The organism is Methylobacterium sp. XJLW (assembly GCF_003254375.1).
Lineage (GTDB): Bacteria > Pseudomonadota > Alphaproteobacteria > Rhizobiales > Beijerinckiaceae > Methylobacterium > Methylobacterium fujisawaense.
Map to the genome: position 1 here is coordinate 1,040,520 of NZ_CP016429.1, position 27,000 is coordinate 1,067,519.

The window sequence follows — 27,000 nt, forward strand, 5'->3', positions numbered from 1 at the left end:
AACCGCACCTTCGAGGAACGAAGACGCGATCCCGAAGTATCGGCGTGCCCGGTCAGTCCTCGCTTCCGCCCGTGACGGCTCGACGGGTTGTCAGCCCCGGCGCGGCCGAGGGCATCATCGCGGCACCGGAGGCGACGATCCCCGCCACCATCCGAAGTTCGGCCGACTGGCGGGGGTCATTTGCGATCCGCTCCGCGTCGGCTTGCAGGCGAAGATTGCAGGCCTTGGACGGGAGACCCTCATTTGGGGTGCAGGCGTCGTGCCGGGCGCACGCAGCGTCCAGGGCGTCGACCGGAGCCAGAGGGGCGTTATTGCCCGGGCCACAATAGTTGCCGTGAACCAAAAGGGTGGGGCGAGCGGGTGCGGTTCCCGGCTGGGCCAAGCACGGGGTTGTGAAGCCCGCGGCGAGGAAGATCGAGGTGGCGATCCGGATGAACATGATGAGTCTACCTTGTATGGTCGCGCCCCCTCAGGCGTGACGTCGACAGCATTGTCCGGGTGGCCCAGGGCCGTCCCTCACATGCCGTCCGCTTTTTCTCGCTCCTCGGTCCCTCATCGTCCGAGGGCTCCGTCGTGCACGACGTCCGAGAGGGGGATGCCCACCTTCGCCAGGGACAAGGGCGGCGTCCGACCACCCGGGAAGGTAGTCTCCCAGCCACCGCCGAGGGCCTTCGACAGCGCGACGAAGTCGGTCGAGATCGCGGCCGTCGCCTGGGACAAGCTGGTCTCAGCGTGAAGCACCGTCTGCGACGCCTGGAGAACGGTCGTAAATATCTCGACGCCCTGGACGTATCGCGCACGCGAAAGAGCGAGCGCTTGGCGGGCATCGGCCACCTGCCTCGCTAGACGCGCGCGGCGGCCCTCGTCACCGCGCAGGGCAGCGAGAGCGTTGACGACGTCGTGCCAGCCCTGGAGCACCGCCTTCTGGTAGGCGATGGCCGCTTCCTGTTGCCGGGCGCGCTGGAGCACGAGGTTCGACTTGAGCCGCCCGCCCTCGAACAGCGGAATCGAGACCGAAGGGCCGATGTTCATGTATTGGAGCGACGAGCCCCGGAAGAGCTGGCCCGGGTCGACCGAGTTCACGGTCGGGCTTCCGGTGAGCGTGACGCTCGGAAAGAACTGCGCTTCCGCGACACCGATCTCGGCCACGGCCGAATGCAGGTTGGCCTCGGCCCTGCGGATGTCGGGCCGGCGCATGACCAGGCTCGACGGCACGCCGATGGGCACGCGCGGCGGCACGGGCGGGATGGATGGGCCGGCGACGAGCTCTTGCGAGAGCGCCAGGGGCGGTTCGCCGAGCAGCAGGGAGACCGCATTGATCTGTTGGATCTCCTGCTGTTGGAGTTGCGGCAGTTGCGCCTTGATCGCCTCGACCTGCTGGGCGGCGCTGGACGTGTCCAGGCCGGTGACCAACCCCTTCTGCTGACGCACCCGGACAACGTCGAGGATTTGCTCGTTGACCCGGACGTTGGCGAGGTTGATCCGGATGAGTTCCTGAGTGCCCCGAAGCTGCACGTAGGCCCGTGCGAGCTCGGCCTGGCTGGAGATCAGCGCGTCGCGCCTCGCTTCCGCCGAGGCGTCCGCCTGGGCCTCCGCGGACTCGACCGAGCGGCGGACCTTGCCCCAGAGATCGAGTTCCCAGGAGGCGTCGAAGCCGAGGGTGTAGCTCTCGAAGCCGTTGGTGAGGGGCGCCGTCAGGTTGCCGCTGGAAGCGGCGCCACCGCTTCCACCCGTCAGGCCGCCGAGCGAGTTCGACAGTAGACCTATGGTGCCGTTCTTGCTGAACTGTTGCCGGTAGGCGTTGCCCTTCCCGTTCAGCGTCGGCAGGCCTGCGGCGGCGGCGGTGTTGAGCTGGGACCGGCTCTGGAAAAGGCGTGCGGTGGCCGTCTGGACGTCGAGGTTCTGAGCCGCCAGCCGGTCTTCGAGTTGCGACAGCACCGGATCGCGGAAGGCCTGCCACCACGCCACGTCGGGCTCTGCGTCGGTGGTGCGCGCCAGGAGCCGCCGCGGCGTCGGGGCGGCGAGGCCGGTGTCGAGATAGTCGCCCGCGTCGGCGAGCCGCGTCACGGGCGGGGCGAAGTCGGGCCCGATCGTGCATCCGGCAAGGCCGAGCAGGCCGGCCGCGGCCGCCACGCGGGCGCGTCGTCCAGGGTATCGGCGGGGCGTCATCTCAATGTCCCCCGCCGCCTTCGCCTTGCGCGGTCTTGGCCGAAATCAGCAGGCACAGGGGTACGACGAGGAACGCCAGGACCGCCGCGTACTGGTACACGTTGCCGTAAGCGAGCACCTGGGCCTGCTTCGTGAAGGTCTGGTAGGTGTGCGCGACGGCCTGCTGATGCACCAACGACGCCGCCCGCCCGAGGGACCGGAGCGTGTGCTCGCTTTCCTGGATCAGCAGGTTGTAGCCGTGGCGCAGGGGGGTCATGAACGACGAGAGGTGGGCTTGGTCCGCCTGCGACCTCTCCGTGACCGCAGCCGTCGAGATAGAGATCCCGACCGAGCCGAAGACGTTGCGGAACATCGAGAACAAGGCCGACCCGTCGCTGCGGTACTTGTCCGGCAGGGTAAGGTAGGCCACCGTAGAGATCGGCACGAACAGGAAGGCGAGCGGCGCCGTCTGCAGCGTGCGCATCAGGACTAGCGTCCAGAAGTCGATGTTTGGGGCGAGGAAGCTCGAATAGAACATCGCGGCGCCGGTGAAGGCGAACCCCAACATGATGATGTAGCGGGTCTGGACGAACTTCGTCGCAAAGCCGACGACGGGGATCAGGACGATGACCGCGACGCCGCCCGGCGACAGGATGAAGCCGGAGTCGAGCGCGGTGTAACCCAGCACCTGTTGCGCGAAATTTGGGGTCAGGACCGAGCCGCCGTAGAGCAGCGCCCCGACGGCTCCGATGAGCAGGCAGCCGATGGCGAAGTTCTTGTCCTTGAACACGTCAAGGTCGACGACCGGTTCGTCGGCGGTCAGGAGCCAGCAGATCGCGCCGAAGGTCGCCACGAAGGCGATGACGGCCATGATCTGGATGAAGGAGGAGCTGAACCAGCCGTTGACCTCGCCGCGGTCGATCATGACCTGCATGCAGCCGATGCCGATGACGATCAGCGATAAGCCGACGTAATCGAGGCCGCGGGCTCGTTTCTTCTTCTCGTCGGGCTGGTCCTGGACGAGGTAGGCGTTGACGAAGAAGGTGAAGATCCCGACGGGCACGTTGATGAAGAAGATCCAGCGCCAGGTTGAATGCTCGACGAGGTAGCCCCCCAGCGTCGGCCCGAGGACGGGGGCGACGACGGTCGCAACTGCCGTGACGCCGAAGGCCGCCCCGCGCTTGGCTGGCGGGAAGGTGTCGAGGATGATGGCCTGCTGGCTCGGCTGCAGGCCGCCGCCGAAGAAGCCCTGCATCAGCCGGAACACGATGATCTGCCCGAGGCTCTGCGAGATGCCGCACAGGAACGACGACGCCGTGAACATCCCGATGCAGATCAGGAAGTAGCGCTTTCGCCCGATGGTGTCGGATAGCCAGCCCGCGATGGTGAGCACGATGCCGTTGGCGACGAGGTAGGCGGTGAGCGTGTATGTCGCCTCGTCGTTCGAGGCGGCGAGCGACCCGGCGATGTAGGGCAACGCCACGTTGACGATGGTGGTGTCGAGCACCTCCATGAACGCCGCGAGCGTCACTGCGATGGCCACGAGCCAGGGATTGTGGGCGGGCTTCCGGCCATTCGAGGCGTCGCTCATTTGAGCATCACCGTCGGTACGACGCTGACGCCGAGCGGCAGCGGCTCGTCTTTCTTCAGACCAGAGTCGATTACGATCTTTACTGGTACCCGCTGCACGATCTTGATGAAGTTGCCGGTGGCGTTCTCGGCTGGGAAGGCGGAGAACTTCGAGCCCGAGCCTCGCTGGATCGAGTCCACGTGGCCTTGCAGGTCGAGGTCGGGGTAGGCGTCGATGGTGATCTTGACCCGTTGCCCGGGTCGCATGCCGTCGAGCTCGGTCTCCTTGTAGTTGGCCGTGACCCAGACGTCGGTGGTGACCAGCGACATCACCTGCTGGCCGGCGGTGAGGTAATCCCCGGCGTTGACGTTGCGCTTCGTGACCCAGCCGTCCTGAGGCGCGCGCACAGTGCTCCACTCGATGTTCAGGTCGGCCTGCTCGACCTGCGCCCTTGCCTGTTCGGCTTGACCCTTGAGCTGGTCGACCTGCTGCTCGGACTGGCCGATGTTCTGTTGCACCGGCATGGCCTGGACGAGACGCGCCTGCGCCTGCTCGACCTGCGCCTTGGCCTGCTGGTAGTTCGCCGCGGTCGTGTCGACGTCCTGCTGCGTCGTGGCGAGCTTGGGCAGGCTCCTCTGGCGGTCGTAGTTCGCCTGCTGCAGGGCGAGGTTGGCCTTGGCCGAATCGAGATTAGCCTGTGCGAGTTGGAGCGCGGCGGGAAAGTTCTTCCGCGCGATCTCGACGCCGAGCTTCTGGTTGGCGACCTGCGCGTTGCTGGCGTCGAGTTGTCCCTGGGCCTGCTCGCGGCTGAACTTGAATTGCCGCGGGTCTATGCGGAACAGCGGATCGCCCCTGCGCACGAACTGGTTGTCCGTGACGTCCAGGGCGATGACCTGTCCGGCGACCTGCGGGGCGACGTTGACGATGTTGCCGTCGGTGTAGGCGTCGTCGGTGCTGATCTTCCCGCGCGTCGAGAGCCAGTAGTACAGGCCGCCGCCGGCCAATAGCAGCAGGACCACCGCGGCGATCCCGATGACGAGCGGCCGGCGTTTCTTCCGGGCGCGCTTGTTGTCCTCGTCATCATCCTTATCCGACCCAGAGTCTTCCCGGTCGTCCTGCCCATTCGCCTTGTTCTGGTCGTCGCCCTTATCGGCGTTGCGCGACCCGTAGCCTTCGCGGTTGTCCTGCCGCTCCGCCTCGTCGCGGTCGCGTTCGGCAGCGGAACGGCGGCTGTGTCGGTCCCCGTCGTCCCGACCCCGACGAACATACCCTCCGTCCTCGTATCCCTGCTTGGAACCATCATCCCGACGTCGGCGGGACCGGTCCTCGTCGGAGGGGGAGTGGCTTTCCGAACGGCGCCGCCCTGCATCAGCATCCCCGGGACGGCTGTCGTCGTATCGGGACCGGCCGCGTTCCATCGAGCCTACGTCGAGCACGTCCCGTCGATCCGAAGGTCCTCTTGACGGTCCGTACGGCTCGTCCAAGTCGTCTGCGCGCATGTCGGGAAGTCACCCTTTACCCTCGCGCGGCAACCGGCGAGACGGCGCGGACGTTTACGCCATGGTAGCGCGGAGCTAACGAACCGAACGTTTCGTTTCTTTTCTGGAAGTTGGTCTCGATGTCAAGCGAAACACCCGGTTCGGGCAAGCGATCACGGGTTCGTGTTCCGCGTGGCGAGGAGCGGCGCAGCGGAATCGCGGCCGTCGCCGAGCGCGTCTTCCTCAAGCATGGCTTCGCCGAGACGACGATGCGGATGGTGGCGGTCGAGGCAGGTGCCTCAACCGAGACGGTGTATCGCCACTTCGGTTCCAAGGACGAGATGTTCATCGAGGTGGTGGGCAATCGCACCCAGGAACTTCACCAGCGGATCGAGACCGACCTCGAAAGCACGGGGCCGCTCCCGGTTGTCCTGGAATCCGTCGGTATGAGTCTTTACGGGGCGATAATCATGCCGGAAGTGTCGACGCTGGCGTGCATCATCGTCGGCGAGGTTCCCCGCAATCCCGCACTCGGCGAGGCGTTCTACGCGATGGCGCCTGGCCGGACACTCACTAAGCTGACCTCGTACCTGACGGATGCCCGGGCCCGCGGCGACTTCATCGGGGATGACCCGGAGCTCGCCGCGAACATGTTTATCGGGCTGATCATGGGGAAGATTCTGCCGGTTCGCCTCTTCATCCCGCACTTGGACGACTCCAGCCCCGCGCAGGTTGAACGCCACGTCCGGGAGGCGGTGCGAATCTTCCTCAGCGTCTATCATCGCGGTGGGGCCAGAGGCGGCGGGGCGACCTGACCATTTACTCGGGCTTCGCGGCTGCCCTGGCTTCATCTTGCTCATCGGGTAGGGCCTCGCCCTCGTACCTGGCGAAGCCGGCCACACGCGGGCGCGTCATGCGTGGGAACGAGGGCCGCGGAGCCGGACTTGAAGATTGCCGGATGGGGCGTAGGGCGTTCTCCTTCATTGCTACGTCCGCCTGTTTCACAGAACTCCTCCAGGCCATCGTTCCGTCAAGACTGATGCCAGAAATCTTGGTCCCACTTCTTCGTGGGCGTGCCCCCTGCCCGGAACGATATTTCCAGCGACCAGGGAGTTGTCGCCCACCGCCGACAAATATGCGCGAAACAACCGCGGTCGTGAGAGATCCACGCGGCAATGTCCGTTCTGATGCATCCGGCATCGAGAAGCGGACAGGCAACAAACCATTCACCCCAGTCATCTCGACGGGCCTACCGGTGAGACCGACGCTGGCCGAAAGCTGCCGGTCTGCTTCGAGGCGAGGCTGCTGAAATAGCGGACAAGCTCCTATCGACCCAACCCGTTCGCTTACGCGCGTTGTCCGCCGTCAGCGCTCCTGAGACAGATCGAGGGTCTTCACGAACGGAGGATGGCTGGTTCATCGTAGCCCCCAGGAGCGAAGATGAAACAGACGTCCGGGCCGGCGCGGAAGCCGGCAGAAGCCGTGATCAAGGACATCCGCCGCGCCACGCGCCGGCAGTTCTCGGCCGAGGAGAAGATCCGCATCGTGCTGGATGGCCTGCGCGGCGAGGACAGCATCACCGAGCTGTGTCGGCGCGAGGGCATCGCCAGCTCGATGTACTACGGCTGGTCGAAAAAGTTCCTGGAAGCCGGCAAGAAGCGACTGGCCGGCGACACGGCCCGTGCCGCGACCGCCGACGAGGTCCAGGACCTGCGTCGCGAGGCGGGTGCGCTGAAGGAGGTCGTGGCCGATCTCGTCCTGGAAAACCGCCTGCTGAAAAAAAGTATGACCGGGGCTGGGGGCGACGAGGCATGAGGTACCCGGCCTCTGAGAAGCTGGAAATCATCCGGCTGGTCGAGCAATCCCATCTGCCGGTGCGCGCCACCCTAGACAAGCTCGGCGTCACCCGGGCGACGTTCTACCGGTGGTACGACGCTTTCCAGCGTGGCGGCCTCGAGGCATTGGCGGATCGCCCGTCCCGACCCAGCCGGGTCTGGAATCGGTTGCCCGCCGAGGTTCGCGAGCAGATCGTCGCCCTCGCGCTGGAGCAGCCGGAGCTCAGCCCGCGCGAGCTGGCGGTACGCTTCACCGACGAGCGGCGCTACTTCGTCTCGGAGGCGACCGTCTACCGCCTGCTCAAAGCTCAGGACCTGATCACCAGCCCGGCCTACATCGTGATCAAAGCCGCCAACGAGTTCCGCGACAAGACCACCGCGCCAAACCAGCTTTGGCAGACGGACTTCACCTACCTGAAGGTGGTAGGCTGGGGCTGGTACTACCTGTCGACGGTGCTTGATGACTTCTCGCGCTACATCGTGGCGTGGAAGCTGTGCGCGACGATGCAGGTCGGCGACGTCACCGCCACACTCGACCTCGCGCTGGCGGCGGCCGGGCTCGATCATGTGCAGGTGGCGCATCGGCCGCGGCTGCTCTCCGACAACGGGCCGAGCTACGTCGCGGGTGATCTGGCCGACTGGCTCGGCAGCCGGGGCATGACCCATATCCGCGGCGCGCCCCGCCATCCTCAAACGCAGGGCAAGATCGAGCGCTGGCAACAGACGCTCAAGAACCGCATCCTGCTCGAACACGCCTACCTGCCCGGCGAACTGGAGGCGCGGGTTGCCACCTTCGTCGAGCATTACAACCACGCTCGGGCTCACGAGAGCCTGGGCAACCTCACTCCCGCCGACGTCTACTTCGGCCGCGGCGAGGCCATCCTGCAGGAGCGGGCGCGGATCAAGCGCCAGACCCTCATTGATCGCCGCTTGCGCTACCACGCGCAGGCTGCCTAGCCTCTAAACCCAGAAGGACCAGAGCCTCCGCTCCTGAGCGCCTCAAGTCGTCTCAAATCATCTGACGACGGACAGTCTCGCCCAAGCTCAGCGCCCAAGGCTGGATGTGCGGGCGCGTGACCATGCAGGAGATCTCGAAAGGGAAGGCGCGGACGGTGACCAGCCCCGGGGTCTCTTCGCGCGAGCCGTTCGTAGGCTAGCGCCGGGACCGCGACCTCGCTGTCGCCATCGACCCGCACGGCAAGGTCCATTACGGGCAGGACCACCTGCACGGCGACCACGCCGTGGCCGTCCTCTCGGAAGGGGCGTCTGACGCCTACCTGGCGGAGTTGCGGGAGGATGGCGTGTCCTACGTGTTCGCCGGCCCGGACGGATGGAACCTCGCCAAGGCCATGGACGCGCTAGGCGAGGTGTTCGGCGTGGGGACCTTGCTGCTGGAGGGGGGCGCCAGCATCAACGGCGCCTTCCTGAAGGCGGGCCTCATCGACGAGATCAGCGTGCTCATCCAGCCTACCGTGGATGGCCTCGCAGGCGTACAGAGCATTTTCGAGTACCGGGGCGGCCCTGACGAGCGGCCGGGTGCTGGCCAGGCCCTCCGGCACATGTCCACCGAGACGCTCGAAGGCGGAATGGTGTGGCTACGGTACCGGGTGGAGAAAGCGCCGGCCTAGCCAAGGCCACGCTGCCAACCGCATCGACGTAAGACACATGGGAACCTCGTCGCGCGTCCGTCGGGGTTGCTGCTCCGGCAGGAGACGATCTGATTCGCCCCTCCAGAACGAACGTGGCCGCCGTCGTGGGATGGCGGCCACGTCAACTCTAGGTTTTACAAGTGCGGAACTTTGGTGGTCCGCAGCGCAACACTGGGTCGGCTATCATCATTCGGCTGTCAGTAGGCACGGTCAGCCGCAGAAAGGCGGAGATGTTGGTGATCTTGATCGCAGGGTTCACTGCACGCGCTGCATTCGCCTAACTAGCGGGCCCGTGAGGACTGCTATGACTTCTGCGACGTCCGCTTCCTGCGTCGAAGCGGACGATAAAGGCCGCGGTGTAAACGGGCCGCTATGGGTCAGGAGTTAGCACGCCGACTGGTCGGCTACGCGCCAATTCCGGACCTTCTACGACAACCGCTCAAATGGCCGCTCTTCGCTCTAGGTCGCGAACTCATAACGGCTGGCACGCGTGGGGCGTGACGTCGTTAGCCCTCTGGAACGTAGGGTTCTGAATGGCGCGGTTTGACCTGACGGATGCAGAGTGGGCGGTGATCGAGCCGCTTTTGCCGACGGACGTGCGCGGCAAGGAGCGGGTGGACGACCGGCGGGTGCTCAACGGCATCTTCTGGCGGCTGCGCACGGGTGCGCCCCGGGCCGACATCCCGGCGCGCTATGGCCCGCATACGACCTGTGGCAACCGCTTCCGGCGCTTGCGCAAGCGCGGCATCTGGGATGGACTTCTGGACGCGGTGTCAGAGGCTTACGAGGGCGACCTGCAGATGATCGACGCCACCAGCGTGCGGGTGCACCAGCACGCCGCCTGCGCCAAAAAAAACAGGGCGGATCCGGTGGCATGGGTCGCTCGCGCGGCGGCCTGACAAGCAAGATCCACGCATTGGTGGATGCTGAGGGCAGGCCTGTGGCCCTCAAGATCACGGCTGGCCAAGCGCATGATGGGCGCGCGGCGGCCGACATGCTGGACGGGTTGGGTGCAGGGCAGATCCTGCTGGGTGACCGAGCCTACGACAGCGACGGGTTGCGGGCCCGGATGGCCGAGCAGGGTGCATGGGCGAACGTGAAGCCGATGCCCAACCGCAAGCAGGTGCTGGCCTTCAGCCCGTTCTTGTACAAGTATCGCAACTTGGTCGAGCGCTTCTTCAACAAATCAAGCACTTCCGGGCCGTCGCCACGCGCTACGACAAAAATCCCGACAACTTCCTAGCCAGCGTCAAGCTTGCAGCCCTGCGGGTCTGGCTGCGAGCTTAATGAGTCCGCGACCTAAAGCGGTCGCTGCGCGGAATTGTCGAGCCGGGAGGCTACATGATCCTGAGACCGAAGCCGCCCGCGTCCAGGCTCGCCTCCGGAAGGTCGAGAACCAGTTCGACCGCTTCCGCGCCCAGGAATTCTGGGACCGCGTCATGCAGGAGATAGCCGACCTCCTCGTCGAGCGGGGCCTCCTGACGCCGACCGAGATCCTGCCGGAGCTCCGGGCCGTGACGCTACGCGGCGCCACCCTGCACAAGGAGCCCCTCACGCCGGGTACGTTTAAGAAGATGGACGTACGCGTCTTTCACGGCCGGTATTTCGTATCGCGGGACGAGGGGCGGTATGCCCGCAAAGCCGGCTGAAGCCGGGATCGTCGACTGGCTGAAGGGCCGGCCGAGCGCCTGCCTGCTTCCAACGATGGCCGCCCCCGCAGGCCCTGCCGCTTGTCCCGCGCGATGCCCGATCTCACCTTCGGTGCATGCACAACGAGTACGACGTCATCATCGTGGGGGGAGGCGCTGCCGGGATCGGCGCGGCGCGCCGGCTTACGGCCAACGGCAAAGCGGTGCTGCTGCTTGAGGCGTCAGCGCGCCTTGGCGGCCGCGCCTTCACGCAGGATCTCGCCGGGTATCCGCTCGACCTCGGCTGCGAGTGGCTCCATTCGGGCGACCGCAACGCCTGGGTCAGCATCGCCGAGGCGTCCGGCTTCCCGGTCGACCGAAGCGATCCGCCGTGGGGGAAGGCGCATCCCGGCATCGCCTGGGACGAGGACGAGGAGGCGGCGGCCCGGAAGGCGTTCGGCGAATGGGAGGAGCGGCTCCGGGCGGTTGCGCAGGGCAGCGACCAGGCGAGCGATGCCCTGGAGCCCGGGGGTGAGTGGAACGCCTACGTGCGGGCCATCGCCGGCTTCATGAGCGGGGTCGCGCCCGAACGCATCTCCGCCACCGACTACATGGCCTACGACGATGCCTCCACGGGTCGGAACTGGAACCTGCCGCTCGGCTACGGCACCCTGGTCGCGGCCAGCCTGCCGCCTGCGGCGGCGCTGCGCCTGGCCACTCCCGTCGAGCGGATCGACCTGACGGCCGACGGCGTCGCCGTCTCGACGCGGGCCGGCACCGTTCGCGCCCGAGCCGCCATCCTCACGGTCTCGACCGGGGTCCTGGCCGGCGACGCCATTCGCCTTCCCGCCGGGGTCGACCCCTGGCGCGAGGCGGCCGCCTCACTGCCGCTCGGGCGGAACGAGAAGGTCTTCTTGGAGATCGGGCGCGATGCCGCATTCGAGCCGGCCGCACATGCCTACGGCAACCTGCGCGACCCGAGGTCTGCCTCCTACTCGATCCGACCCAACGGCTGGCCGATAATCGAGGCGTTCCTCGGGGGTGACGGTGCTCGCATTCTGGAGGAGGAGGGCCCGGCCGCCGGCTTCGCGTACGTGTCAGCTCAGTTGGTCGCCCTGTTCGGCAGCGACGTGTCGGCGGCCATCCGGCCGCTGGCGGCGACGTCGTGGAGCCGGATGCAGGCCATCGGCGGCGCGTATAGCTGCGCATTGCCCGGCCGATCCGATGCGCGGGCACGTTTGGCCCGGCCTTTCGAGGACTGCCTCTTCTTCGCCGGCGAGGCGACGCACCCTTTCGACTTCACAACGGCGCACGGCGCCCACGACAGCGGGCAAAGGGCCGCCAACGAGGCCATGGTGGCGCTTGCGGATAGGCACCGGCTCGGACGGCGGCACAAGCTCGCCGCAGCCGGAGCATGAGGCGTCAGATTGCGACCTAAGCCACGGTGGCGCAGCGCGTCGACCGGCACGGCTTGGGTCGATTCCGGCTCACGGCATCTCGATATGGGTAACTAGGCGACGCTTCGAACAGAGGGGTCGCGCCCCTCGAACGCGTCCGACGGAGCACGTAGTGTCCGCCCACGTTCGAGCATGTTGAGGACGTCCTCCGCGTCCGCGGTCCGGTCACGCCGTCCCCGTCCGGCGAGCAGTCGCAGGCCTCGCGAAAGGGTACGTGCTTCCCAATTCGCGCTCCGCTTGCCCGATGCGCCTCCGGCGAGTTCGGCCAAGTCGCCCGCGAGCGCCTGGCGCAAGCGCCGCTTCCTTCGCTCGATGTCCAGCGGCATGACGAGATGGAGTGCCAGGGCGGCTACCCCGATGCCGACAAGCATGCCGAGGCCCTGATGCGCCAGAGGCGGGCCGAGGGGCGTCAGATGCGTCGGCTGGCTCATCATGAGGAAGAAGTTGTTGAACTCGACGGTGCTCACCGCCGTCAGCCTGAAGGTGAGCCCGGCCGCCGTGACGCAGAGGACCGGCACGAGGGCGAGGAGGAGAACCGTCAGACCGGCCGGGTGCGGCAGCACGAACGCGCGGAACGCCAGGGCGAGGCCGATGCCCGCAAGCACGCCGAGCACGATCCGTCGGATCATCGCGGCCCCGAGCTCGTTCGCCGAAAGCAAGGTCACGAACACGCAGGTGCCCAGCAGCATGAGCGAGCCGGCGGCCCAGCCGGTCACGAGCCACGCGAGGCCCATGGGCAAGACGCACAGTGCCGTCCGGGTTGCGGCACGCACCGCCCCCTGCCAATCCAAGGGCGTTTCGAGGCGGGCGGGTCCATTCCCCACGACCGGCGCCCGCTCAAGGTCCTGGAGATCCGCGAGGGCCGCGGTCAGGGCGGCTCGGGTGTCGGCGAGGGGGCCGGCCACGGCTGGTCGGCCATCGGCGGACGCGAGAGGGGTCGACCCGGGAGAGTCCTTATACCGGAATCGGAGGGCGGCTTGATCCAAGAGGGCTTTCAGTTCCGGCGGCGCCTGCGCCTGTACCGGATCGTCGGACCGCGCGAGCGCCCGGGTACGCGAGGCCACGAGGAGGAGCGAGGCCAGGAGGTTGCGCAGGCGTCGCTTGCGCCAGCGGGCGCCCGGAGCGCCGTCAAGGACTTCGTCGGTTTCCGCGTCGAGGTCGCCGAGCCGGGCTACGACGGCCAGCAGCGCGCCCTGGTCCGCTGCGCCTAGGGAACCCGTGAGCAGACCTGAGCAGCGCTCCAGAAGCTCGGCGCCCGACTGCCGTGCGCGGTCGAGGAGCGAGCGCCGACCCGAGGGCGGCATCAGCAGGCCGGTGACGGCGGTGGCCGCGAGAACGCCGATGACGGTGCAGGCGATGCGGCCGAAGGCGATGTGCTGGACCGAGGCCGGATGGTCGAAGTCGATCAGGGCGACGATGGCACAGGTATAGCCGGCCAGCACCGCCCCGTAGCTGCGGAAGTGCCGGACGAGGGCGGACATGCCCGCGCAGCACGCAAGCCAAGCCGTCAAGCCGACGAGCGCCGCCGCCGGGTGGGTCGCGAAGGCAGCGAGCAGGCCGATGCCGACCAGCGCGCCCGCGGTCGTGCCGACGAGGCGCCAGAGGCACTTCTCGAAGAGCAGCCCTCGGGTCGGCTGCGAGACCGTGAGCACGGTCACGCCGGCCCAGTGCCCGTTCGGCAGGTCGAGCGCAGCCGCAAGGACGATAGCGAGCCACGCCGCGGCCACCGTGGCGAGGCCGAACCGCAGGCGCGGCGGGTCGCGCTCCAGGAAACTCGGGAGGCCGGTCGGGAGCATGGTCGGTGTTTACCCTGGACCCTGGGACCGGGGCGAAGTCGCCGATGTCTTCCGTATCCGCTCGCGTCCGGTCGACCTATGAAGCGGACGCGGGGCGGCCCATGCGCATCCCGCCGGGCCTGCCCCTCGGCGCCTCCCGCTTAGGCGGTGACGACGATCTTGCCGACCTGCTCGTTGCTCTCCATGAAGCGGTGCGCCTCGACGATCTGGTCGAGCGTGAAGGTCTTGGCGACCACCGGCTTCAGCGCGCCCGAGGCAAGCCCCTTCACGATGTAGTCCTTGGCCCTCTCCAAGCGCGCCGGGTCCTTGGTGATCTCGAAGAGCTGGTAGCCGCGCACCGTCAGGTCCTTGCCGAGCAGCGGCATGACCGGCACCGCCAACGGCGTCGTGTCGAGGGCGCCGTACTGGAAGAAGATGCCGAGGTAGCCGAGCGCGTCGAGGATCTTGGCAACCTCCGGGCCGCCGACAGGGTCGAAGGCGACGTTGGCCCCCTTGCCCTCGGTGATGCGGTTCACCTCGGCGACGAGGTCCTGCTCCTCGGTGGCGATGACGTGGGCCGCCCCGTGCTTCAGGAGTTCGTCGCGCTTGGCGCTACGACGGGTCAAGGCGACCGGGACGGCGCCCAGCGCGTTGACGATCTGGATGGCGGCCAAGCCCACGCTGCTGGAGGCGGCGCGGATCAGCACGGTCTGACCGGCCTGTACGTCGGCGATGTCGACGAGCGCCCCGTAGGCGGTCACGAACATCATCCAGGTGGCCGCGGCTTCCTCCCAGGACAGGTTCTCCGGGTGCTTCACCACGCCGAAGGCCGGGGCGTTCACGAGCTCGCCGTGCAGGCCGTAGTCGCCGAGCATGAAGCAGGGCACGACGCTGACCGGATCGCCGACCGCGAAGCCGGCGACGTCGGGCCCGACGGCCTCGACGGTGCCGGCGGCCTCGTAGCCGAGGATGGCCGGGAAGGTCGGCTGGGTGACGTACTGGCCGGTGCGGAACATGACCTCGGCCCGGTTCAGGCCCATGGCCTTCACCCGGATCTGGACCTCGCCGGCCTTGGGCGCGGGGACCGCGACGTCCTCGACCTTGAGGACCTCGGGACCGCCGGTCTCGTGGAAGCGTACGATGCGGCTCATGGTCGTTCTCCTCGATGGTGTACGCCCCGGGAAGGGCGCGGAAACCTCCCGCCGGGGATGCCCGGCGGGAGGACGTCTGGACGGGAGCCTTCAGGCGGCCTTGATCCAGGCAGGAGCGGCGCTGGTGCCTCAGCCCAGGAAGAAGCCGAAGTGGATGTTGATCTCGCCCAGCGGCTCAAGGAACCAGGCGTTGCTCATGGGACCCGACTCGACGGGCTGGAACCCGCCCTTGGCCACGAGGTCGGACACCGTCTTCTTGGCGGCCTCGTCGTCGCCCGCGACGAAGACCTGCACCGGGTCGCGGCCCTCGCGCGCCTCGGCCGGCAGCAATTGCGCGAAGATCGTGTTGAACGCCTTCACCACCTTCGCCTCGGGCGCGAGCTTCTGGAGTTCCTCGGGGGCCGAGGTGGTGTGCCCGACGCGCAGGTCCTTGTAGTTCTCCGTGATGGGGTTCGAGATGTCGATGAGCACCTTGCCGGCGAAGCCGCCGACCTCACGGACCGCCTCGCCCGCCTGCGGGTAGTTCACCGCGAAGTTCACCACGTCAGCGAGCTTGGCGGCCGCGGCGATGCCGCCGCCCTCGGCGCCCGCCCCGATCTCCTCGGCGAGCTTCGCCGCCTTGGCCGGGTCGCGCGACTCGATGACGACCCGCTCGCCCTTCGAGGCGATCAGCCGGGCGATGCTGGCACCCATGTGCCCGGTTCCGATGACTGCGACGGTCATGACTGCTCTCCTCATTCACGAGCCGGCGCCGCCGGCCTCAACGGGAGGTATGGAACTCGTCCTATCCGTGATAAATCGTGGTTTGATAGCGACACTCGCAACCAATGGTCAGGAATATGGACCGTCTCGCCAGCATGGAGGTGTTCGCCAAGGTCGCCGACCTCGGCTCGTTCGCGGCGGCCGCGGACGCCGCCGACATCTCCGCGGCGATGGTCGGCAAGCACATCCGGCAAATGGAGTAGCACCTGGGCGTGCGCCTGCTGAACAGGACGACCCGCAGGCAGAGCCTGACCGACGCCGGGCGCGACTTCCTCGAACGGACGCGCATCGTGCTCGCGGAACTGGAGGCGGCCGAGGCCATCGCGGCCGACAGCCGGATGAGGCCGCGGGGCGAGTTGCGGATCAACGCGCCGGTCTCGTTCGCCACCTACAGCCTTTCGCCGCTGCTTCCCGAGTACATGGCCGAGAACCCCGAGGTAACGGTTCGCCTCACCTTGAGCGACCGCGTCGTCGACCTCGCGGACGAGGGCAATGATTGTGTGTTCCGCGCCGGCCCGCTGCACGATAACAGCCTGATCGCGCGGGGCCTGCGCCCCCTCAACCTGATCCCCTGCGCGTCGCCCTCCTACCTGGAGCGGCACGGCCGGCCGCGTCACCCGAGCGACCTCGCCCGGCATGCCTGCCTCGGCTTCTCGGGCTCGGCGCTGGAGGAGCGCTGGACGTTCCACGGCGGCGAGGGCGAGGTCGTCGTGCCCATCGGCTCGCGGTTCTCCGCCAACAGCGGCCAAGCCCTGCGGCAGGCGGCCTTGGCCGGGATGGGCGTGATCCATCATGCCGAGTAACTCCTCGCGGACGACCTCACCTCCGGCCGGCTGGTCCGCATCCTGCCAGAATGGCGGTCAGAGCGCCCCCTCCACGTCCTGTACGCGCCAGACCGCCGCATCACGCCGAAGCTCCGCTCGTTCCTCGACTTCACGACGTCCTGGTTCAGCCGTGAACGCGGGTCCTGAGGCGGGGGCAGCCCTCACGGTGCGTCCCCGCCCGAAGGCTCAAGCCGCCACGTCCTCGCCGTTCGACCAGGCGCCGAGCCGGCGGAGCTTCCGTTCGCGCCCGTTCAGCCACCAGCCGAGTTGGGGCACCCAGCTCTCGTACGGCGCATCCTGCGGGGCGGCCCCGAGCGCCTGCTCGGCGTCGAGCGCGAAGTTCGGGTTGCGCAGCGCCTCGCGGCCGATGGCGACGAGGTCGGCGTGCCCCTCGGCCACGACCTGCTCGGCCTGGAACGGGTCGACGATCAGGCCGACCGCCATGGTCTTGAGGCCGGTGTCACGCCTGACCCGCTCGGCGTAGGGCACCTGGTGGCCGTAGCCGCTTGGGTGCTCGTAGGTGACGCCGACGCCGCCCGAGGAGACGTCGACCACGTCGACGCCGACCGCCTTCAGGGCCTCGGCGAAAACGACCGTGTCCTCGATCGTCACGCCGGTCTTCAGGCCGTCGACCGCCGAGACCCGCACGAATAGCGGCTTGTCGGCCGGCCAGATCGCACGCAGCTCCCGGGCGATCTCAAGTGGCAGCCGGAAGCGGTTCTCGCGGCTTCCGCCGTAGGCGTCCGTGCGGTGGTTGGTCAGCGGCGAGAGGAAGGAATTCAGCAGGTAGCCGTGGGCGCAATGCAGCTCCACGATCTCGAAGCCGGCCTTCAGGGCGCGCCGGGCGGCGGCGGCGAAGTCCGCCTTCACCTTATTGACGCCGGCGGCGTCGAGCGCCTCCGGGACCAGCCAGCCCTGGTCGACGGCCTGGGCGCTTGCGGACACGATGGCCCAGGGCCGGTCGCCGCGGGCGATGTCGGCCTCGTTAAGGGGACCGTCGCCGTGGTAGGGGCGCTGCATGCTAGCCTTCGGACCCGCGTGGGCGAGCTGGATGCCGGGTACCGCACCCTGCGTCTTCATGAAGGCCGCGATGCCGGCGAGCCCCTCGACCTGCTCGTCCCGCCAAAGGCCCACGTCACCGTGGGTGATGCGCGCCTCCGGCGAGACGGCGGTCGCCTCGACGATGACGAGTCCGAAGCCGCCGAGTGCGAGCTTGCCGTAGTGCACGGTATGGTAGGTCGTCACGAACCCGTCTTCGGCCTGGTACTGGCACATGGGCGGGACGGCGAGGCGGTTGCGCAGGTTCACGTCGCGCAGGGTCACGGGCTCGAAAAGCTTGGCCATCGGGCAAAGGTCTCTGTTGCGCCGGACCGGTGGTCACGACGCTGACATCGTCTCGGAATCGATTATTGTAACAGACGTTACTGAAGCTATATCTGTAACGGGCGTTACACGGCGTCAACCCGCAGCGTGCCCGTCCGAAGGCTCATGTGCGCCAGCACACCGAGGATGCGATGACCGCGATCACGCCGCACAGGAGCAAGGGACGGCCGCGCACCTTCGACCGGGCCCAGGTGCTGCATAGCGCACTGGAGGTGTTCTGGAAGCGTGGCTACGAGCCGGCGACCATGGGCGAGCTCTGCTCCGTCATGGGGATCAATCCGCCGAGCCTCTATGCGGCCTTCGGCAACAAGGCCTCCCTCTTCATGGAGGCGGTCGAGCATTACAAGACCACCTATTGGGCGGCCCCCTGGAGGCTCCTCGACGAGGAGCCGAACCTTCGCGTCGCGGTGGGGAGGTTCATGACCGAGGCGGCCGCCGTGTTGACCTCCCTCGATGCGCCCTGCGGCTGCATGGTCGTCCTGGGCACGGCGAACGTCTCGCCCGAGGCACAGGACGTCCACGACGCCTTGAGGGCGTTGCGGGAGGTCAGCCGAACCAACTTCCGTAAGCGCTTCGAGCGGGCCCTCGACGCCGGCGACCTGCCGCTCGGGACCGACGTCGCGACGCTGGCCTCGACCTTCAACACGCTGCTGCAGGGCCTGTCGGTCCAGGCGCGGGACGGTGCCGCGCGGGCGGAGCTTGAGCGCATCGCCGAGGCGTCCCTCGCGCTGTTGCCGCATGCCGGCTCAGGCGCCCCTGCCGATGGGCGCGGGCGACCATGACGGTCAAGCATCGCTGTGTTTCGGCGTGCAACTTTGGTTCATCCGCACTTTCGGTGCTGCGGGTCTGTTGTCCGATCAAGCTTTGCCGGTCTCAGTTCACGCGGCATGGAGGACGCGCTGGCGTAGGAGATCGAATCCGGCTCTGCCGTACATGCTGCGCTTGATCAGTTTCAGGCGGTTGACCTGCCCCTCGACAGGACCGTTGCTCCAGGGTTCGACGATGGCGGCGCGCACGGCTGGCTCGTCCCGCCGGAGCCCTGTGATGAAGCCGCCGAGATCGGTCGCGGCTGCAGCGTCCAGCCAGGGCGTCAGTCCGGTGGGATCGTTTTGGCGCAAAAGATCGGCGAAGGCGCGGATAACCTCGGCTGCTTGGCTCTGCTTCGGCGCGGCGCTGCAGAGCGCTTCGGTGAAGGCGCGATCCTCCGGCGACAGCGCAGCCAGGTCGCCAGTGAGCCATCGGGTGATGCGGCGCGTCGAGGGGATCCGAGTGGACGGTGGTCGAGCCGGTGCCCCTCGCTTCCGACGCGCAGCCCAGCGCCGGACGATATCGTAGCCACCCGTGAAGCCGTGTGCGTGCAACTCCCGGTAAAGCGCGGTGGCGCTGTGCTGGCCTTCCTGCCAGCGGGCCTCAACGAAGGGGAGATGGCGGTCGAGCCGGCTCGAACCCGGTGCGCGACGATAGGGCACGAACCGGCCTGCCCGCACCCAGCGGCGCACGGCGTTGCGGGACGCGCCGAGACGGCGAGCGATCTCCTTGGTCGGCAGACCTTCGCCGTGGAGGCACAGGGCCGCCTCACAGCGATCACGTCGTCGGCTCGTCACCTCCGGCTTGGCTGCGGTCTCCCTCAGGCCAGGGGAGGCCGAGGGATCCTTCTCGGCGCGGTGGGCCACGCTCCGGATCTGGGGCTGGTGTCGTTCGACCACGCCGCGCAGCGCCTCGAATGCGTTGACGAGCAGGTGCCAGCAATCCGCGACCTGCGTCGCCGTCGGCGCTCCCGTACGCGCAGCCTCGGCATAGGGCCCCGAGCGGTCACGGCTGACGACAGTCACGCTCGGATGGGCAGCGAGCCAATCCCGCACCGGTGCCGCAGAGCGGCCGGGCAACAGGTCGATGACGCGCCGCCGCTCCAAGTCGCACACGATGGTGCCGTAGGACCGGCCGCGTCGCTACGCCCAATCGTCGATGCCCACCACCCGCGGCGGCGGAGACGGTACGGTCCCGCGACGACGGATCAAGCGCAGGACGGTGTCGCCGCTGATCCGCGCGCGACGATGCCGGCGACGTGGCTGTCACACCCATCGGTTTTCCCTTGTCATAACCTTGTCGACGTCGTTGCGGCGAGCGGGCGCGGGTCGTCGCTCGGCCGACTTCCATTCCGACGGACGTCGATGCCGCTCCTGGGTCGCGGTCAGTAGCGCGCCCGGATCGGCGCCGGCGGCGGTGCGGGCTCGTCCGTATAGAGCGGAGCTATCACCCGGAACCAGCCGCGCGTGTCCCGGCCGCCGTAGTTCTGCTGCCCGACGTCGCGGGTGATATAGGCCTGCAGGGTGAACTTGCCGAAGTCATAGCCTACCAGGCCGCCGACGGCGACCTGCCGCTGCGGCCGGTAGCCGAGGAAGTGGGTCGGAAGGTCGGTCGAACTGAAAGCCACGGGTCCGAGCTCCCACTTCCCGAACTTCTTCGTCGCGGTCAGGTCGAGGTTCAGGTAGTCGGGATAGATTGCGCCGTTGTTCCGTAGCGGGCCGACGATAACGCCGTGGTACAGGTTTGCGCTGAGGTTGTAGCCGTCCGCCGTGTAGCTGACGCCGAAGCGCTGGTTGAAGGTCGTCGTCTGCGCGTCGAGGTTCGTCCCGGACGGAAGATAGACGGACGCGAGGTATGATACCCCAAGGCCACCGCCCACGTCCCAGGCGGTGATGGCAGCGAGCCACGGGTCGGCGAGACCGCCCTGGGTCCTGCCGGTGGGACCGGACACCCATAGGTTCGGCAAGGATACCAGAAGACCTAGATGCCCCCCGAGGATGCGCACGGGCGTCGCCCAGAGCAAGGCGGGGATGTTGACCCCGACGTCGGTCGATCCGCCGGCGCCACTGCGGCGTCCGAAATCGAACGTGTTGAAGAAGTAGACGCCATCGGGGACGGGCGTCCCGACCGCCAGGCCTATCGTCTATCCCGGCTGGGATACTGAGCCGGCGAACGCCTGGGTCGCGCAGCACAGGGCAGCCGCCATCGTCACCGCCTTGCGAGCAGCTTTCATTGTTTCCCCCATTATGGTGGTTTCTTCGCTGAATTCTCGGGTTCGACCTGGCGCACGTCTCCGCGGGCGTTCCCGGCCGGCTAGTCCCGGACGGCCGTGGACCGACCGGCTGCGTGGCGCCGATACCTGCCGCGGCGATCTCGGATCGTGTCCACGTTCTCGGGACGGCCGCATGCCTCTCCCTGTCCCGCCGGACGCTGGAGCGTTCGACGGGTGCGATGGTGACTGCTTGATCCGGTCAGGTTCGCCTCAGCGGTAGCACGCCCGTGCCCCCCGGGGGAGGCGTGGGGTCGCTCCGCGGCTCAGATCTCCCCGCGGCTCATCCGCCGGGCGATATGGTCCGCCTGGCGCAAGGCGAGGGCGACGATGGTCAGGGTCGGGTTCTCGGCGGCGCCAGTGGTAAACTGCGAGCCGTCCGATACGAACAGGTTTTCCACATCGTGAGCCTGGCCGAAGCGGTTTACCACGCCGTCCCGGGGCTTCTCGCTCATGCGGTTCGTCCCGAGGTTGTGCGTGGACGGGTACGGGGGCGTACGGATGGTCCGGACCGCGCCGACGGCCTCGTAGATGGCGCTGCCCTGCTTGTAGGCATGCTCGCGCATCGCCTCGTCGTTAGGATGGTCGGCGAAGTAGACGGACGAGACCGGCATCCCGTAGGCGTCCTTGTCGTCCGACAGCGTGATGCGGTTGTCGGCGCAAGGCATGTCCTCGCCGACGATCCAGAGGCCGGCGGTGTTCTGGTAATTGTCGAGCGCGCTCGCGAAGTCGCGGCCCCACTTCTGCGGGTCAAGGAACGCCGCCAAGAACGGCAGCCCGAGCGAGATGGTCTCGAATTCGTAGCCGCCGACGAAGCCGCGGCTCGGGTCGTGCCGCGCTTCGTCGCGGACGATCCCGGCCATGACGGTGCCGCGGTACATGTGCACCGGCTTCTCAAAGATTCCGTAGACCGACCCGGTCGTGTGGCGCATGTAGTTCCGCCCCACCTGTCCCGAGGAATTCGCCAAGCCGTCCGGGAATTGCGAGGAGTGGGAGTTCAGAAGCAGGCGCGGGCTCTCGATGGAGTTGCCCGCTACCGCCACGGCGCGTGCCTTCTGCCGGTGCTCGACGCCGTTCTTGTCCGCGTAGACGACCCCGGAAACCTTGCCGCCCGCGTCGTGCTCAATCCTGAGCACCTGGCAGCCCGGACGGACCTCAAGCCGGCCCGTAGCCTCGCCCTTCGGGATCTCGGCGATGAGGGTCGACCATTTCGCTCCCGACTTACAGCCTTGGAAGCAGAAGCCAATCTGCATGCACGAGGCGCGGTCGTCGCGCGGCTCGGAGTTAATGGCCATTCGGCCGGTGTGGACTTCCTTGTAGCCGATCTTCCGGGCACCGGCCTCAAGCACCTTGAAGTTGTTGTTGCCGGGCAGTCCGGGGATGCCATTGGTGCGTGTCACGCCCATGCGGTTCTCGGCCATGGCGTACCACGGCTCCATCTCCGCGAGGTCGACGGGCCAGTCGAGCAAATTGGCCCCCTTCACCGCACCGTAGTGCGTGAGCGTCTTGAACTCGTGCTCCTGGAAGCGCAGCGAGGCGCCCGCCCAGTGCACGGTCGAGCCGCCAACGGCTTTGACGATCCAAGCCGGCAGGTTGGGGAAGGTCTTGGAGATCGCCCACGGACCGGTGGCGTGCCGCTTGTCCTTCCAGGCGAGTTGGGCGAACGAGTCCCACTCGTCATTCACGAAGTCGAAGGTCTCGTGGCGGTCACCAGCTTCGAGGATGACGGTGTCGATGCCTTTGAGGGCGAGCTGGGTCCCGAGCGTGCCGCCGCCGGCGCCGGAACCGACGATGACGAAGACCGATCCGTCGTTGAGGTCGTAGGGTGCAGACATGGTTTCCTCCTGCCGGGCGTCGGCCCCAGTCCCGTCTTAGCGCGGGAGGGTCGGGGCGGGCGGCGAATGCGGGTCGCGTTCTGGTTGGCGGCGCCGCTTGGGCGCCAAGCCGCCGTCAGAGCCAGTCGATGTCGTTAAAGCCGCGCTCCAGGTAGCCGCCCTTGTCGAAGGACGCGCCCTCGTAACCGAAGATCGGCCACAGCTCTTTCTGATTGTAGAGGCCAACGATGAGGTTGGCCCGGACCTTCTGAAAGAAGGGGGTCGGCTCAATGGCCTTGAGCAGGGCGGCCCGGTCGGCTTCCCGCGGGACCTTGGCGTAAGGCACACGGTGCATTTCCACGGCCGCTCGGTTGAGCGAGGCCATGCCGTCTTCGAGGAGCGTCAGTTCTGCCGGAGCGGCCCGTGCCGCGTCGTCCAGGATCTGGACCGCGGCGGCGTAATACTTGTCGGCGACCCGGTCGTGCGGGTAGCAGTCCCGCGACATCTGCACGAGGGAGGCGAAGGTCTCTGGCTTCGTCGCCTTCGGCATCTGCGCCCAGGCCCGTCCGGTCACGCTGCCGTCCGGCATGACCGCGATTGTCAGAAGTGTCGATCCGGCGGCCCCCAGGAAGCCGCGACGGGAAAGGCGTCCGCCCGTCTCCAGCGTTCTCATCCCATTCCTCCCTTGTCCGTTCTTATGTCTGCCGGTACCGCGCCAGCCGGCTGGGCGTCCGTCGACGGTCAGGCGAAACGCCACCCGCGCTGGAGCACCTCGATCCTGTAGCCGTCCGGGTCTTGGATGAAGAAGAAACGCGCCGTTCCGCCAGAATGGACCAGGGACTTGATGTCCCCCGGGGCGAGCCCGGCCTCGGCCATCCGGTAGTGCGCGGCTCTTAGGTCGTCGACCGACACGGCGAGATGACCGTAACCGTTGCCGAGGTCGTAGGCGCCCTCGTGGCCCTTGTTGACCGTCAACTCCAGCTCGAATCCGGAGGCGGCGTTGGAGAGGTAGATCAGCGTGAACGTCTCGAAGTCGAGCCTGTCCGCGATGCCAAGTTCGAACGCCTTTCGGTAAAACTCGACCGACCGCGCCTCGTCGCTGACGCGTACCATAGAATGGATAAGCTTCGGAACGTCGCTCATGTCCCCCCCTGGGCGATGCCATTCGTTCCGGCTCGCCGATGTTGAGGAAAGATTAGACCTGCTCCAGCATGGGTTGGTAGTATCATGCTACTGCGATGCGTGGACCGGTGGGCTCCCGTTCCGTCCAGGCCCGTCAGGTAGGGGCGTCCTGGCGGACAGTCGTGGCAGGGCCCGTTGACTCTTGCCCGTCCAGGCATCCATCCTCAGCTTGAGTACGGACAAGGGCCAAGTGGTGGGATCGTGCGACACTATGCCGGGGATCCTGCACCTTCGAGGCCGCCGGGACCGCGTTAGGACCTCCGCGGGCACGAGCGGATCCTCCGGCACCCTGCACTATGCTTCCCGGTGACGGCGTGGGCACGGGTGAGTCTCGCCGGGCGATGGCCTTGGTTGGGGTGGTGGACATGTGCAATTTGTATTCGGGAATGCCGTCCGCCAACTACGAGGGGGAGACGCGTTCCATTCGGCTGGGAGGACATTCAACTTCGATCAGGATCGAGGTGATGTTCTGGGGCGTGCTTGAGGACATCGCCGCGTCCCAGGGCATGACGCTCCCACGCCTTGTGACAGTGCTCTACGACGAGGTTCTGGCCCTGCACGGCGAGGCGAGAAACTTCGCTTCGCTGCTTCGTTGCGCGTGTTTGAGGCACCTGGAAATGAAGGCTGCCGAGGTCGCCTCGGCGCGCCGACTTGGTAGTTGCGGCATTGCGGGCGAGCGACGTCCCACACCGGCGATGGAGCCCCGCAGGTTCGGCTGAAGCCGCTCTCAGAGCTCTGTACGAATGCGGTACGTGGCCGGGGCGCTTCGCGCGAAAGAGCTCGGATTGGATCGACCACCCATTGCATCCAACATCAGCTTTTCGCAGGTGGGCCGAAGAAGCAACGCGGCTTTCGTGCAGCTGTCCGGCTGCTCTCGGGAGGCGATCAAAGGAGTATAGACGGCTGGGTTGGGTCCAGGCCGTGTCAAAACTCGGAGAATGGGCATCTGCGGTCAGGTGACGTCCCGGTCGTGCGAGAATGGGCCTTCCATCGCTTGAAGCGAGCTTTTGTGGTCGAGCGACGATCCGTTTTTGTGAAGGCGCCTCTGGACTGTCTTTCGGTCCCTCAGTGAGCGATCCGAGGCTCTCGCTCAGGCAGGGATCGCCGCCAAGAGCTTGCGGCTTCCCATGATGTTGAGGACCCGCGTCAGATTGCAGGCCAGGATCTGGAGCGCCATCTCGGTCGAGACGCGCGGCAGGGTCTTGGTCAGGCGGCCATCGGCTGCGGGCCGAGGCGGGTGCGGACCTGGCGCTGCTGCAGGGCGTGATCGCGGCGCTGCTCCACCGATGATCCCGGTCCCGTCCAGCTCGCGCGTCTGGCTGGCCACCGGACACACCGACATGCGCAAGGGCTTCGACGGTCTGGCCGCGCTCGTGCAGGACCATCTGGCCCGCGATCCGTTCTCGGGGCAGGCCTTCGTGTTCCGTGAGCGGCAGGGGCACCTGATCACGGTGCTGTGGTGGGACGGCCAGGGCCTGTGCCTGTTCGCCAAGCGCCTGGAGAAGGGCCGCTTCGTCTGGCCGGCCACCGCCGGGGCCGCGGCGGCGCTGACGCCGGCCCAACTCGCCATGCTGCTGGAGGGCATCGACTGGCGCACGCCGCTGCGCACCGACCGGCCGAGGATTGCGGGCTGAGGCGGAAGACTACCGAGCCGGTCGTGTCCGGGACCGAGGCTGTAGCGAGCCCCCTCGGCAAGGCTTAAGCTGTTGGGGTGGCTCTCGATCCTGCCCTGCTGCCCGACGACGTCGACGCGCTCAAGCGTCTGATCGTCGGCATGGCGCGCGAGGCGGTCCAGGCCGACACCCTGATCGAGAAGCTGCGCTTCGAACTCGCCCGGCTGAAGCGGGCGCGGTTCGGCATCTCCTCCGAGAAGCTCGGAGAGCGGGTCGAGCAGCTCGAACTGGCCATTGAGGCGCTGGAAGCCGACGCGGCCGAGAGCTCGGGTGCCGCGCCGGTCGTGGCCGAAGCGGTGGAGGCCGCGCGCCTCAGGCCGGCCCGGCGGGCCTTGCCCGAGCATCTGCCGCGCGAGAGCGTGGTCCATGCCGGTCCCTGCACCTGCCCGGCCTGCGGCGGGGCCTTGCGCCAGATCGGCGAGGACGTGATCGAGAGCCTCGACTATGTGCCGGGCCGGCTCAAGGTCGTGCGCCACGTGCGCGAGGCGTTCGCCTGCCGCGCCTGCGAGCAGGTGGTGCAGGCACCCGCCCCCCACCACGCCGTTCCCCGCGGACGGGCCGGACCCGGACTGCTCGCCCACATCGCGGTGGCGAAGTTCGACGATCACCTGCCGCTCTACCGCCAGGCCGAGATCTACGCCCGCGACGGCGTGGATTTGGCCACCTCGACGCTCTCGGGCTGGCTCGGTGCCACCGCGGCTACCCTGAGGCCGCTGGTCGACCTGCTGCGCCGGGAGGTGATCGCCGGCTCGGCCGTCCTGCACGGCGACGACACGCCGATCCCGGTGCTGGCGCCGGGCACCGGCAAGACCCGGACCGGCCGGCTCTGGACCTACGTGTGCGACGAGCGCCCCCACGGCGGCGCCCGTCCGCCGGCGGCCGTGTTCTTCGCCTCGCCCGACCGCCGGGGCGAGCGCCCGCTCGCGCATCTGGCGGGCTTCTCCGGCGTGCTGGTGGCCGACGGCTATGCCGGCTTCAACGCGCTCTACGAGGAAGCCCGCCCAGGTGGTGCTCTCACCGAAGCGGCCTGTTGGGCTCATGTGCGGCGCAAGATCTTCGACGTGCACGCCGCGACCGGCTCGGCGCTGGCCGCGGAGGCGCTGGCGCGGATCGGCGCGCTCTACGGGATCGAGCGTGAGCTGCACGGCAAGCCGCCCGACGCCCGCACCCGTGAACGACAGGCCCGCGCGAAGCCGCTGGCGGCGGCGCTGAAGGTGTGGGCGCAACTGTGCCTCACCCAGTTGCCGAGTCGGTCCGAACTGGCCAAGGCGCTGCGCTACATGCTGGCGCGCTGGCCGGCGCTCGCCCGCGCCTTCGACGACGGGCGCATCGCGCTCGACAACAACGCGGCCGAGCGGGCACTGCGCGGCGTCGCGGTCGGGCGCAAGAATTACCTGTTCGCCGGCTCCGACCTCGGGGCCGAACGCGCGGCCGCCTTCTACAGCCTGATCGAGACGTCCAAGCTGAACCGGCTCGATCCCGAGGCCTATTTGCGTGACGTGCTCACACGCATCGCCGATCATCCGGTCAAGCGGCTGACCGATCTGCTGCCCTGGAACTGGACGCAAGCCCAGCCAGCCGCGCACGCCGCCTGA

At 67.7% G+C, this 27,000-nt stretch carries 23 protein-coding genes and 3 pseudogenes; 12 read left to right on the top strand and 14 right to left on the bottom strand.

The window, feature by feature from the left end:
* Nucleotides 1–52: 52 nt before the first annotated feature.
* The 4 genes from A3862_RS04855 to A3862_RS04870 all read right to left on the bottom strand — a co-directional run bounded on the left by A3862_RS04855 (nucleotide 53) and on the right by A3862_RS04870 (nucleotide 5,154).
* On the bottom strand, nucleotides 53–439 hold the full coding sequence (locus A3862_RS04855; RefSeq protein WP_111473343.1) for a hypothetical protein: 387 nt from the start codon (nucleotides 437–439) through the stop codon (nucleotides 53–55).
* Nucleotides 440–552: 113 nt separating this feature from the next.
* On the bottom strand, nucleotides 553–2,169 hold the full coding sequence (locus tag A3862_RS04860) for an efflux transporter outer membrane subunit (RefSeq protein ID WP_111473344.1): 1,617 nt from the start codon (nucleotides 2,167–2,169) through the stop codon (nucleotides 553–555).
* 1 nt (nucleotide 2,170) lies between these two features.
* Entirely contained in the window at nucleotides 2,171–3,739 is a 1,569-nt protein-coding gene (locus tag A3862_RS04865) for a DHA2 family efflux MFS transporter permease subunit (RefSeq protein WP_111473345.1), read from the bottom strand.
* Nucleotides 3,736–5,154: an HlyD family secretion protein gene (locus A3862_RS04870; protein ID WP_236961756.1), complete on the bottom strand. Its 1,419-nt coding sequence runs from the start codon at nucleotides 5,152–5,154 to the stop codon at nucleotides 3,736–3,738. Before A3862_RS04870 ends, A3862_RS04865 begins: the two co-directional genes overlap by 4 nt.
* Before the next feature lie 182 nt (nucleotides 5,155–5,336).
* Here A3862_RS04870 and A3862_RS04875 point away from each other — a divergent pair, with 182 nt between their 5' ends.
* The 6 genes and pseudogenes from A3862_RS04875 to A3862_RS04900 all read left to right on the top strand — a co-directional run bounded on the left by A3862_RS04875 (nucleotide 5,337) and on the right by A3862_RS04900 (nucleotide 11,726).
* Nucleotides 5,337–6,011 (top strand): TetR/AcrR family transcriptional regulator, encoded by a 675-nt coding sequence (locus A3862_RS04875; protein ID WP_111473346.1) that lies wholly within the window; start codon nucleotides 5,337–5,339, stop codon nucleotides 6,009–6,011.
* 625 nt (nucleotides 6,012–6,636) lie between these two features.
* A protein-coding gene (locus A3862_RS04880) for an IS3 family transposase (RefSeq protein WP_236961758.1) occupies nucleotides 6,637–7,988 on the top strand; the annotation gives its coding sequence in 2 pieces (ribosomal slippage) (nucleotides 6,637–6,972 and nucleotides 6,975–7,988; 1,350 coding nt in all).
* Nucleotides 7,989–8,332: 344 nt separating this feature from the next.
* Nucleotides 8,333–8,659 (top strand): dihydrofolate reductase family protein, encoded by a 327-nt coding sequence (locus tag A3862_RS31950; protein ID WP_236961760.1) that lies wholly within the window; start codon nucleotides 8,333–8,335, stop codon nucleotides 8,657–8,659.
* 554 nt (nucleotides 8,660–9,213) lie between these two features.
* A pseudogene (locus A3862_RS04890) lies at nucleotides 9,214–9,967 on the top strand (IS5 family transposase).
* Nucleotides 9,968–10,119: 152 nt separating this feature from the next.
* Nucleotides 10,120–10,329: a hypothetical protein gene (locus A3862_RS04895; RefSeq protein ID WP_111473348.1), complete on the top strand. Its 210-nt coding sequence runs from the start codon at nucleotides 10,120–10,122 to the stop codon at nucleotides 10,327–10,329.
* A gap of 116 nt (nucleotides 10,330–10,445) precedes the next feature.
* Entirely contained in the window at nucleotides 10,446–11,726 is a 1,281-nt protein-coding gene (locus A3862_RS04900) for a flavin monoamine oxidase family protein (RefSeq protein WP_111473349.1), read from the top strand.
* A gap of 92 nt (nucleotides 11,727–11,818) precedes the next feature.
* On the opposite strand, the gene A3862_RS04905 is transcribed toward A3862_RS04900, so the two are convergent.
* The 3 genes from A3862_RS04905 to A3862_RS04915 all read right to left on the bottom strand — a co-directional run bounded on the left by A3862_RS04905 (nucleotide 11,819) and on the right by A3862_RS04915 (nucleotide 15,414).
* A complete protein-coding gene (locus tag A3862_RS04905; RefSeq protein ID WP_111473350.1) occupies nucleotides 11,819–13,561 on the bottom strand; it encodes an FUSC family protein in 1,743 nt (580 codons plus the stop codon).
* Between the two features lie 140 nt (nucleotides 13,562–13,701).
* The gene (locus A3862_RS04910) at nucleotides 13,702–14,691 is read right to left on the bottom strand and encodes a zinc-dependent alcohol dehydrogenase family protein (RefSeq protein WP_111473351.1); all 990 of its coding nucleotides are present in this window, start codon (nucleotides 14,689–14,691) and stop codon (nucleotides 13,702–13,704) included.
* A 129-nt stretch (nucleotides 14,692–14,820) separates the two neighbouring features.
* Entirely contained in the window at nucleotides 14,821–15,414 is a 594-nt protein-coding gene (locus tag A3862_RS04915; RefSeq protein ID WP_111473352.1) for an NADPH-dependent F420 reductase, read from the bottom strand.
* A 116-nt stretch (nucleotides 15,415–15,530) separates the two neighbouring features.
* Here A3862_RS04915 and A3862_RS32495 point away from each other — a divergent pair, with 116 nt between their 5' ends.
* Both A3862_RS32495 and A3862_RS04920 read left to right on the top strand, forming a co-directional pair.
* On the top strand, nucleotides 15,531–15,656 hold the full coding sequence (locus tag A3862_RS32495) for a LysR family transcriptional regulator (RefSeq protein WP_335645392.1): 126 nt from the start codon (nucleotides 15,531–15,533) through the stop codon (nucleotides 15,654–15,656).
* 135 nt (nucleotides 15,657–15,791) lie between these two features.
* A pseudogene (locus tag A3862_RS04920) lies at nucleotides 15,792–16,424 on the top strand (LysR substrate-binding domain-containing protein).
* Between the two features lie 39 nt (nucleotides 16,425–16,463).
* Here A3862_RS04920 and A3862_RS04925 read toward each other — a convergent pair.
* Nucleotides 16,464–17,621 (bottom strand): NADH:flavin oxidoreductase/NADH oxidase, encoded by a 1,158-nt coding sequence (locus A3862_RS04925; protein WP_111473353.1) that lies wholly within the window; start codon nucleotides 17,619–17,621, stop codon nucleotides 16,464–16,466.
* Between the two features lie 170 nt (nucleotides 17,622–17,791).
* On the opposite strand from A3862_RS04925, the gene A3862_RS04930 reads away from it, so the two are divergent.
* Nucleotides 17,792–18,442 (top strand): TetR/AcrR family transcriptional regulator, encoded by a 651-nt coding sequence (locus A3862_RS04930; protein WP_111474304.1) that lies wholly within the window; start codon nucleotides 17,792–17,794, stop codon nucleotides 18,440–18,442.
* A 96-nt stretch (nucleotides 18,443–18,538) separates the two neighbouring features.
* Here the strand turns inward: A3862_RS04930 and A3862_RS04935 are convergent.
* The 5 genes and pseudogenes from A3862_RS04935 to A3862_RS04955 form a co-directional block, all read right to left on the bottom strand.
* Nucleotides 18,539–19,702 (bottom strand): annotated as a pseudogene (locus tag A3862_RS04935) (ISL3 family transposase); the annotation flags it as partial.
* A gap of 149 nt (nucleotides 19,703–19,851) precedes the next feature.
* The gene (locus A3862_RS04940; protein ID WP_236961762.1) at nucleotides 19,852–20,490 is read right to left on the bottom strand and encodes a transporter; all 639 of its coding nucleotides are present in this window, start codon (nucleotides 20,488–20,490) and stop codon (nucleotides 19,852–19,854) included.
* 512 nt (nucleotides 20,491–21,002) lie between these two features.
* Nucleotides 21,003–22,571, bottom strand: coding sequence for a GMC family oxidoreductase (locus tag A3862_RS04945; RefSeq protein ID WP_111473354.1), 1,569 nt, complete (start codon nucleotides 22,569–22,571; stop codon nucleotides 21,003–21,005).
* A 115-nt stretch (nucleotides 22,572–22,686) separates the two neighbouring features.
* Nucleotides 22,687–23,223: a gluconate 2-dehydrogenase subunit 3 family protein gene (locus A3862_RS04950; protein WP_111473355.1), complete on the bottom strand. Its 537-nt coding sequence runs from the start codon at nucleotides 23,221–23,223 to the stop codon at nucleotides 22,687–22,689.
* Nucleotides 23,224–23,291: 68 nt separating this feature from the next.
* Nucleotides 23,292–23,693, bottom strand: coding sequence for a VOC family protein (locus tag A3862_RS04955; protein ID WP_111473356.1), 402 nt, complete (start codon nucleotides 23,691–23,693; stop codon nucleotides 23,292–23,294).
* A 353-nt stretch (nucleotides 23,694–24,046) separates the two neighbouring features.
* Between A3862_RS04955 and A3862_RS04960 the strand changes: the two genes are divergently transcribed.
* Complete coding sequence (locus A3862_RS04960; protein ID WP_236961767.1) at nucleotides 24,047–24,451, top strand: ribbon-helix-helix domain-containing protein; 405 nt, start codon at nucleotides 24,047–24,049, stop codon at nucleotides 24,449–24,451.
* A 371-nt stretch (nucleotides 24,452–24,822) separates the two neighbouring features.
* Here the strand turns inward: A3862_RS04960 and A3862_RS31395 are convergent, their stop codons facing one another.
* Nucleotides 24,823–25,059, bottom strand: a complete 237-nt coding sequence (locus tag A3862_RS31395) for a hypothetical protein (protein ID WP_133471209.1) — start codon at nucleotides 25,057–25,059, stop codon at nucleotides 24,823–24,825.
* Nucleotides 25,060–25,072: 13 nt separating this feature from the next.
* Here A3862_RS31395 and tnpB point away from each other — a divergent pair, with 13 nt between their 5' ends.
* Together tnpB and tnpC are read left to right on the top strand one after the other, a co-directional pair.
* On the top strand, nucleotides 25,073–25,366 hold the full coding sequence (gene tnpB / locus A3862_RS04965; protein WP_442919051.1) for an IS66 family insertion sequence element accessory protein TnpB: 294 nt from the start codon (nucleotides 25,073–25,075) through the stop codon (nucleotides 25,364–25,366).
* 140 nt (nucleotides 25,367–25,506) lie between these two features.
* On the top strand, nucleotides 25,507–27,000 hold the full coding sequence (tnpC, locus tag A3862_RS04970; RefSeq protein ID WP_442919060.1) for an IS66 family transposase: 1,494 nt from the start codon (nucleotides 25,507–25,509) through the stop codon (nucleotides 26,998–27,000).

Bases quoted from the DNA above. Each gene is read 5' to 3' on its own strand.
- A3862_RS04950 (WP_111473355.1), bottom strand. From the start codon at position 23,223: ATGAGAACGCTGGAGACGGGCGGACGCCTTTCCCGTCGCGGCTTCCTG.
- A3862_RS04955 (WP_111473356.1), bottom strand. From the start codon at position 23,693: ATGAGCGACGTTCCGAAGCTTATCCATTCTATGGTACGCGTCAGCGAC.
- A3862_RS04910 (WP_111473351.1), bottom strand. From the start codon at position 14,691: ATGAGCCGCATCGTACGCTTCCACGAGACCGGCGGTCCCGAGGTCCTC.
- A3862_RS04925 (WP_111473353.1), bottom strand. From the start codon at position 17,621: ATGGCCAAGCTTTTCGAGCCCGTGACCCTGCGCGACGTGAACCTGCGC.
- A3862_RS04900 (WP_111473349.1), top strand. From the start codon at position 10,446: ATGCACAACGAGTACGACGTCATCATCGTGGGGGGAGGCGCTGCCGGG.
- A3862_RS04945 (WP_111473354.1), bottom strand. From the start codon at position 22,571: ATGTCTGCACCCTACGACCTCAACGACGGATCGGTCTTCGTCATCGTC.
- tnpC (WP_442919060.1), top strand. From the start codon at position 25,507: ATGGCGCGCGAGGCGGTCCAGGCCGACACCCTGATCGAGAAGCTGCGC.
- A3862_RS04895 (WP_111473348.1), top strand. From the start codon at position 10,120: ATGCAGGAGATAGCCGACCTCCTCGTCGAGCGGGGCCTCCTGACGCCG.
- A3862_RS04915 (WP_111473352.1), bottom strand. From the start codon at position 15,414: ATGACCGTCGCAGTCATCGGAACCGGGCACATGGGTGCCAGCATCGCC.
- A3862_RS32495 (WP_335645392.1), top strand. From the start codon at position 15,531: ATGGACCGTCTCGCCAGCATGGAGGTGTTCGCCAAGGTCGCCGACCTC.
- A3862_RS04905 (WP_111473350.1), bottom strand. From the start codon at position 13,561: ATGCTCCCGACCGGCCTCCCGAGTTTCCTGGAGCGCGACCCGCCGCGC.
- A3862_RS04855 (WP_111473343.1), bottom strand. From the start codon at position 439: ATGTTCATCCGGATCGCCACCTCGATCTTCCTCGCCGCGGGCTTCACA.
- A3862_RS04930 (WP_111474304.1), top strand. From the start codon at position 17,792: ATGACCGCGATCACGCCGCACAGGAGCAAGGGACGGCCGCGCACCTTC.
- A3862_RS04860 (WP_111473344.1), bottom strand. From the start codon at position 2,169: ATGACGCCCCGCCGATACCCTGGACGACGCGCCCGCGTGGCGGCCGCG.
- tnpB (WP_442919051.1), top strand. From the start codon at position 25,073: ATGCGCAAGGGCTTCGACGGTCTGGCCGCGCTCGTGCAGGACCATCTG.
- A3862_RS04875 (WP_111473346.1), top strand. From the start codon at position 5,337: ATGTCAAGCGAAACACCCGGTTCGGGCAAGCGATCACGGGTTCGTGTT.
- A3862_RS04865 (WP_111473345.1), bottom strand. From the start codon at position 3,739: ATGAGCGACGCCTCGAATGGCCGGAAGCCCGCCCACAATCCCTGGCTC.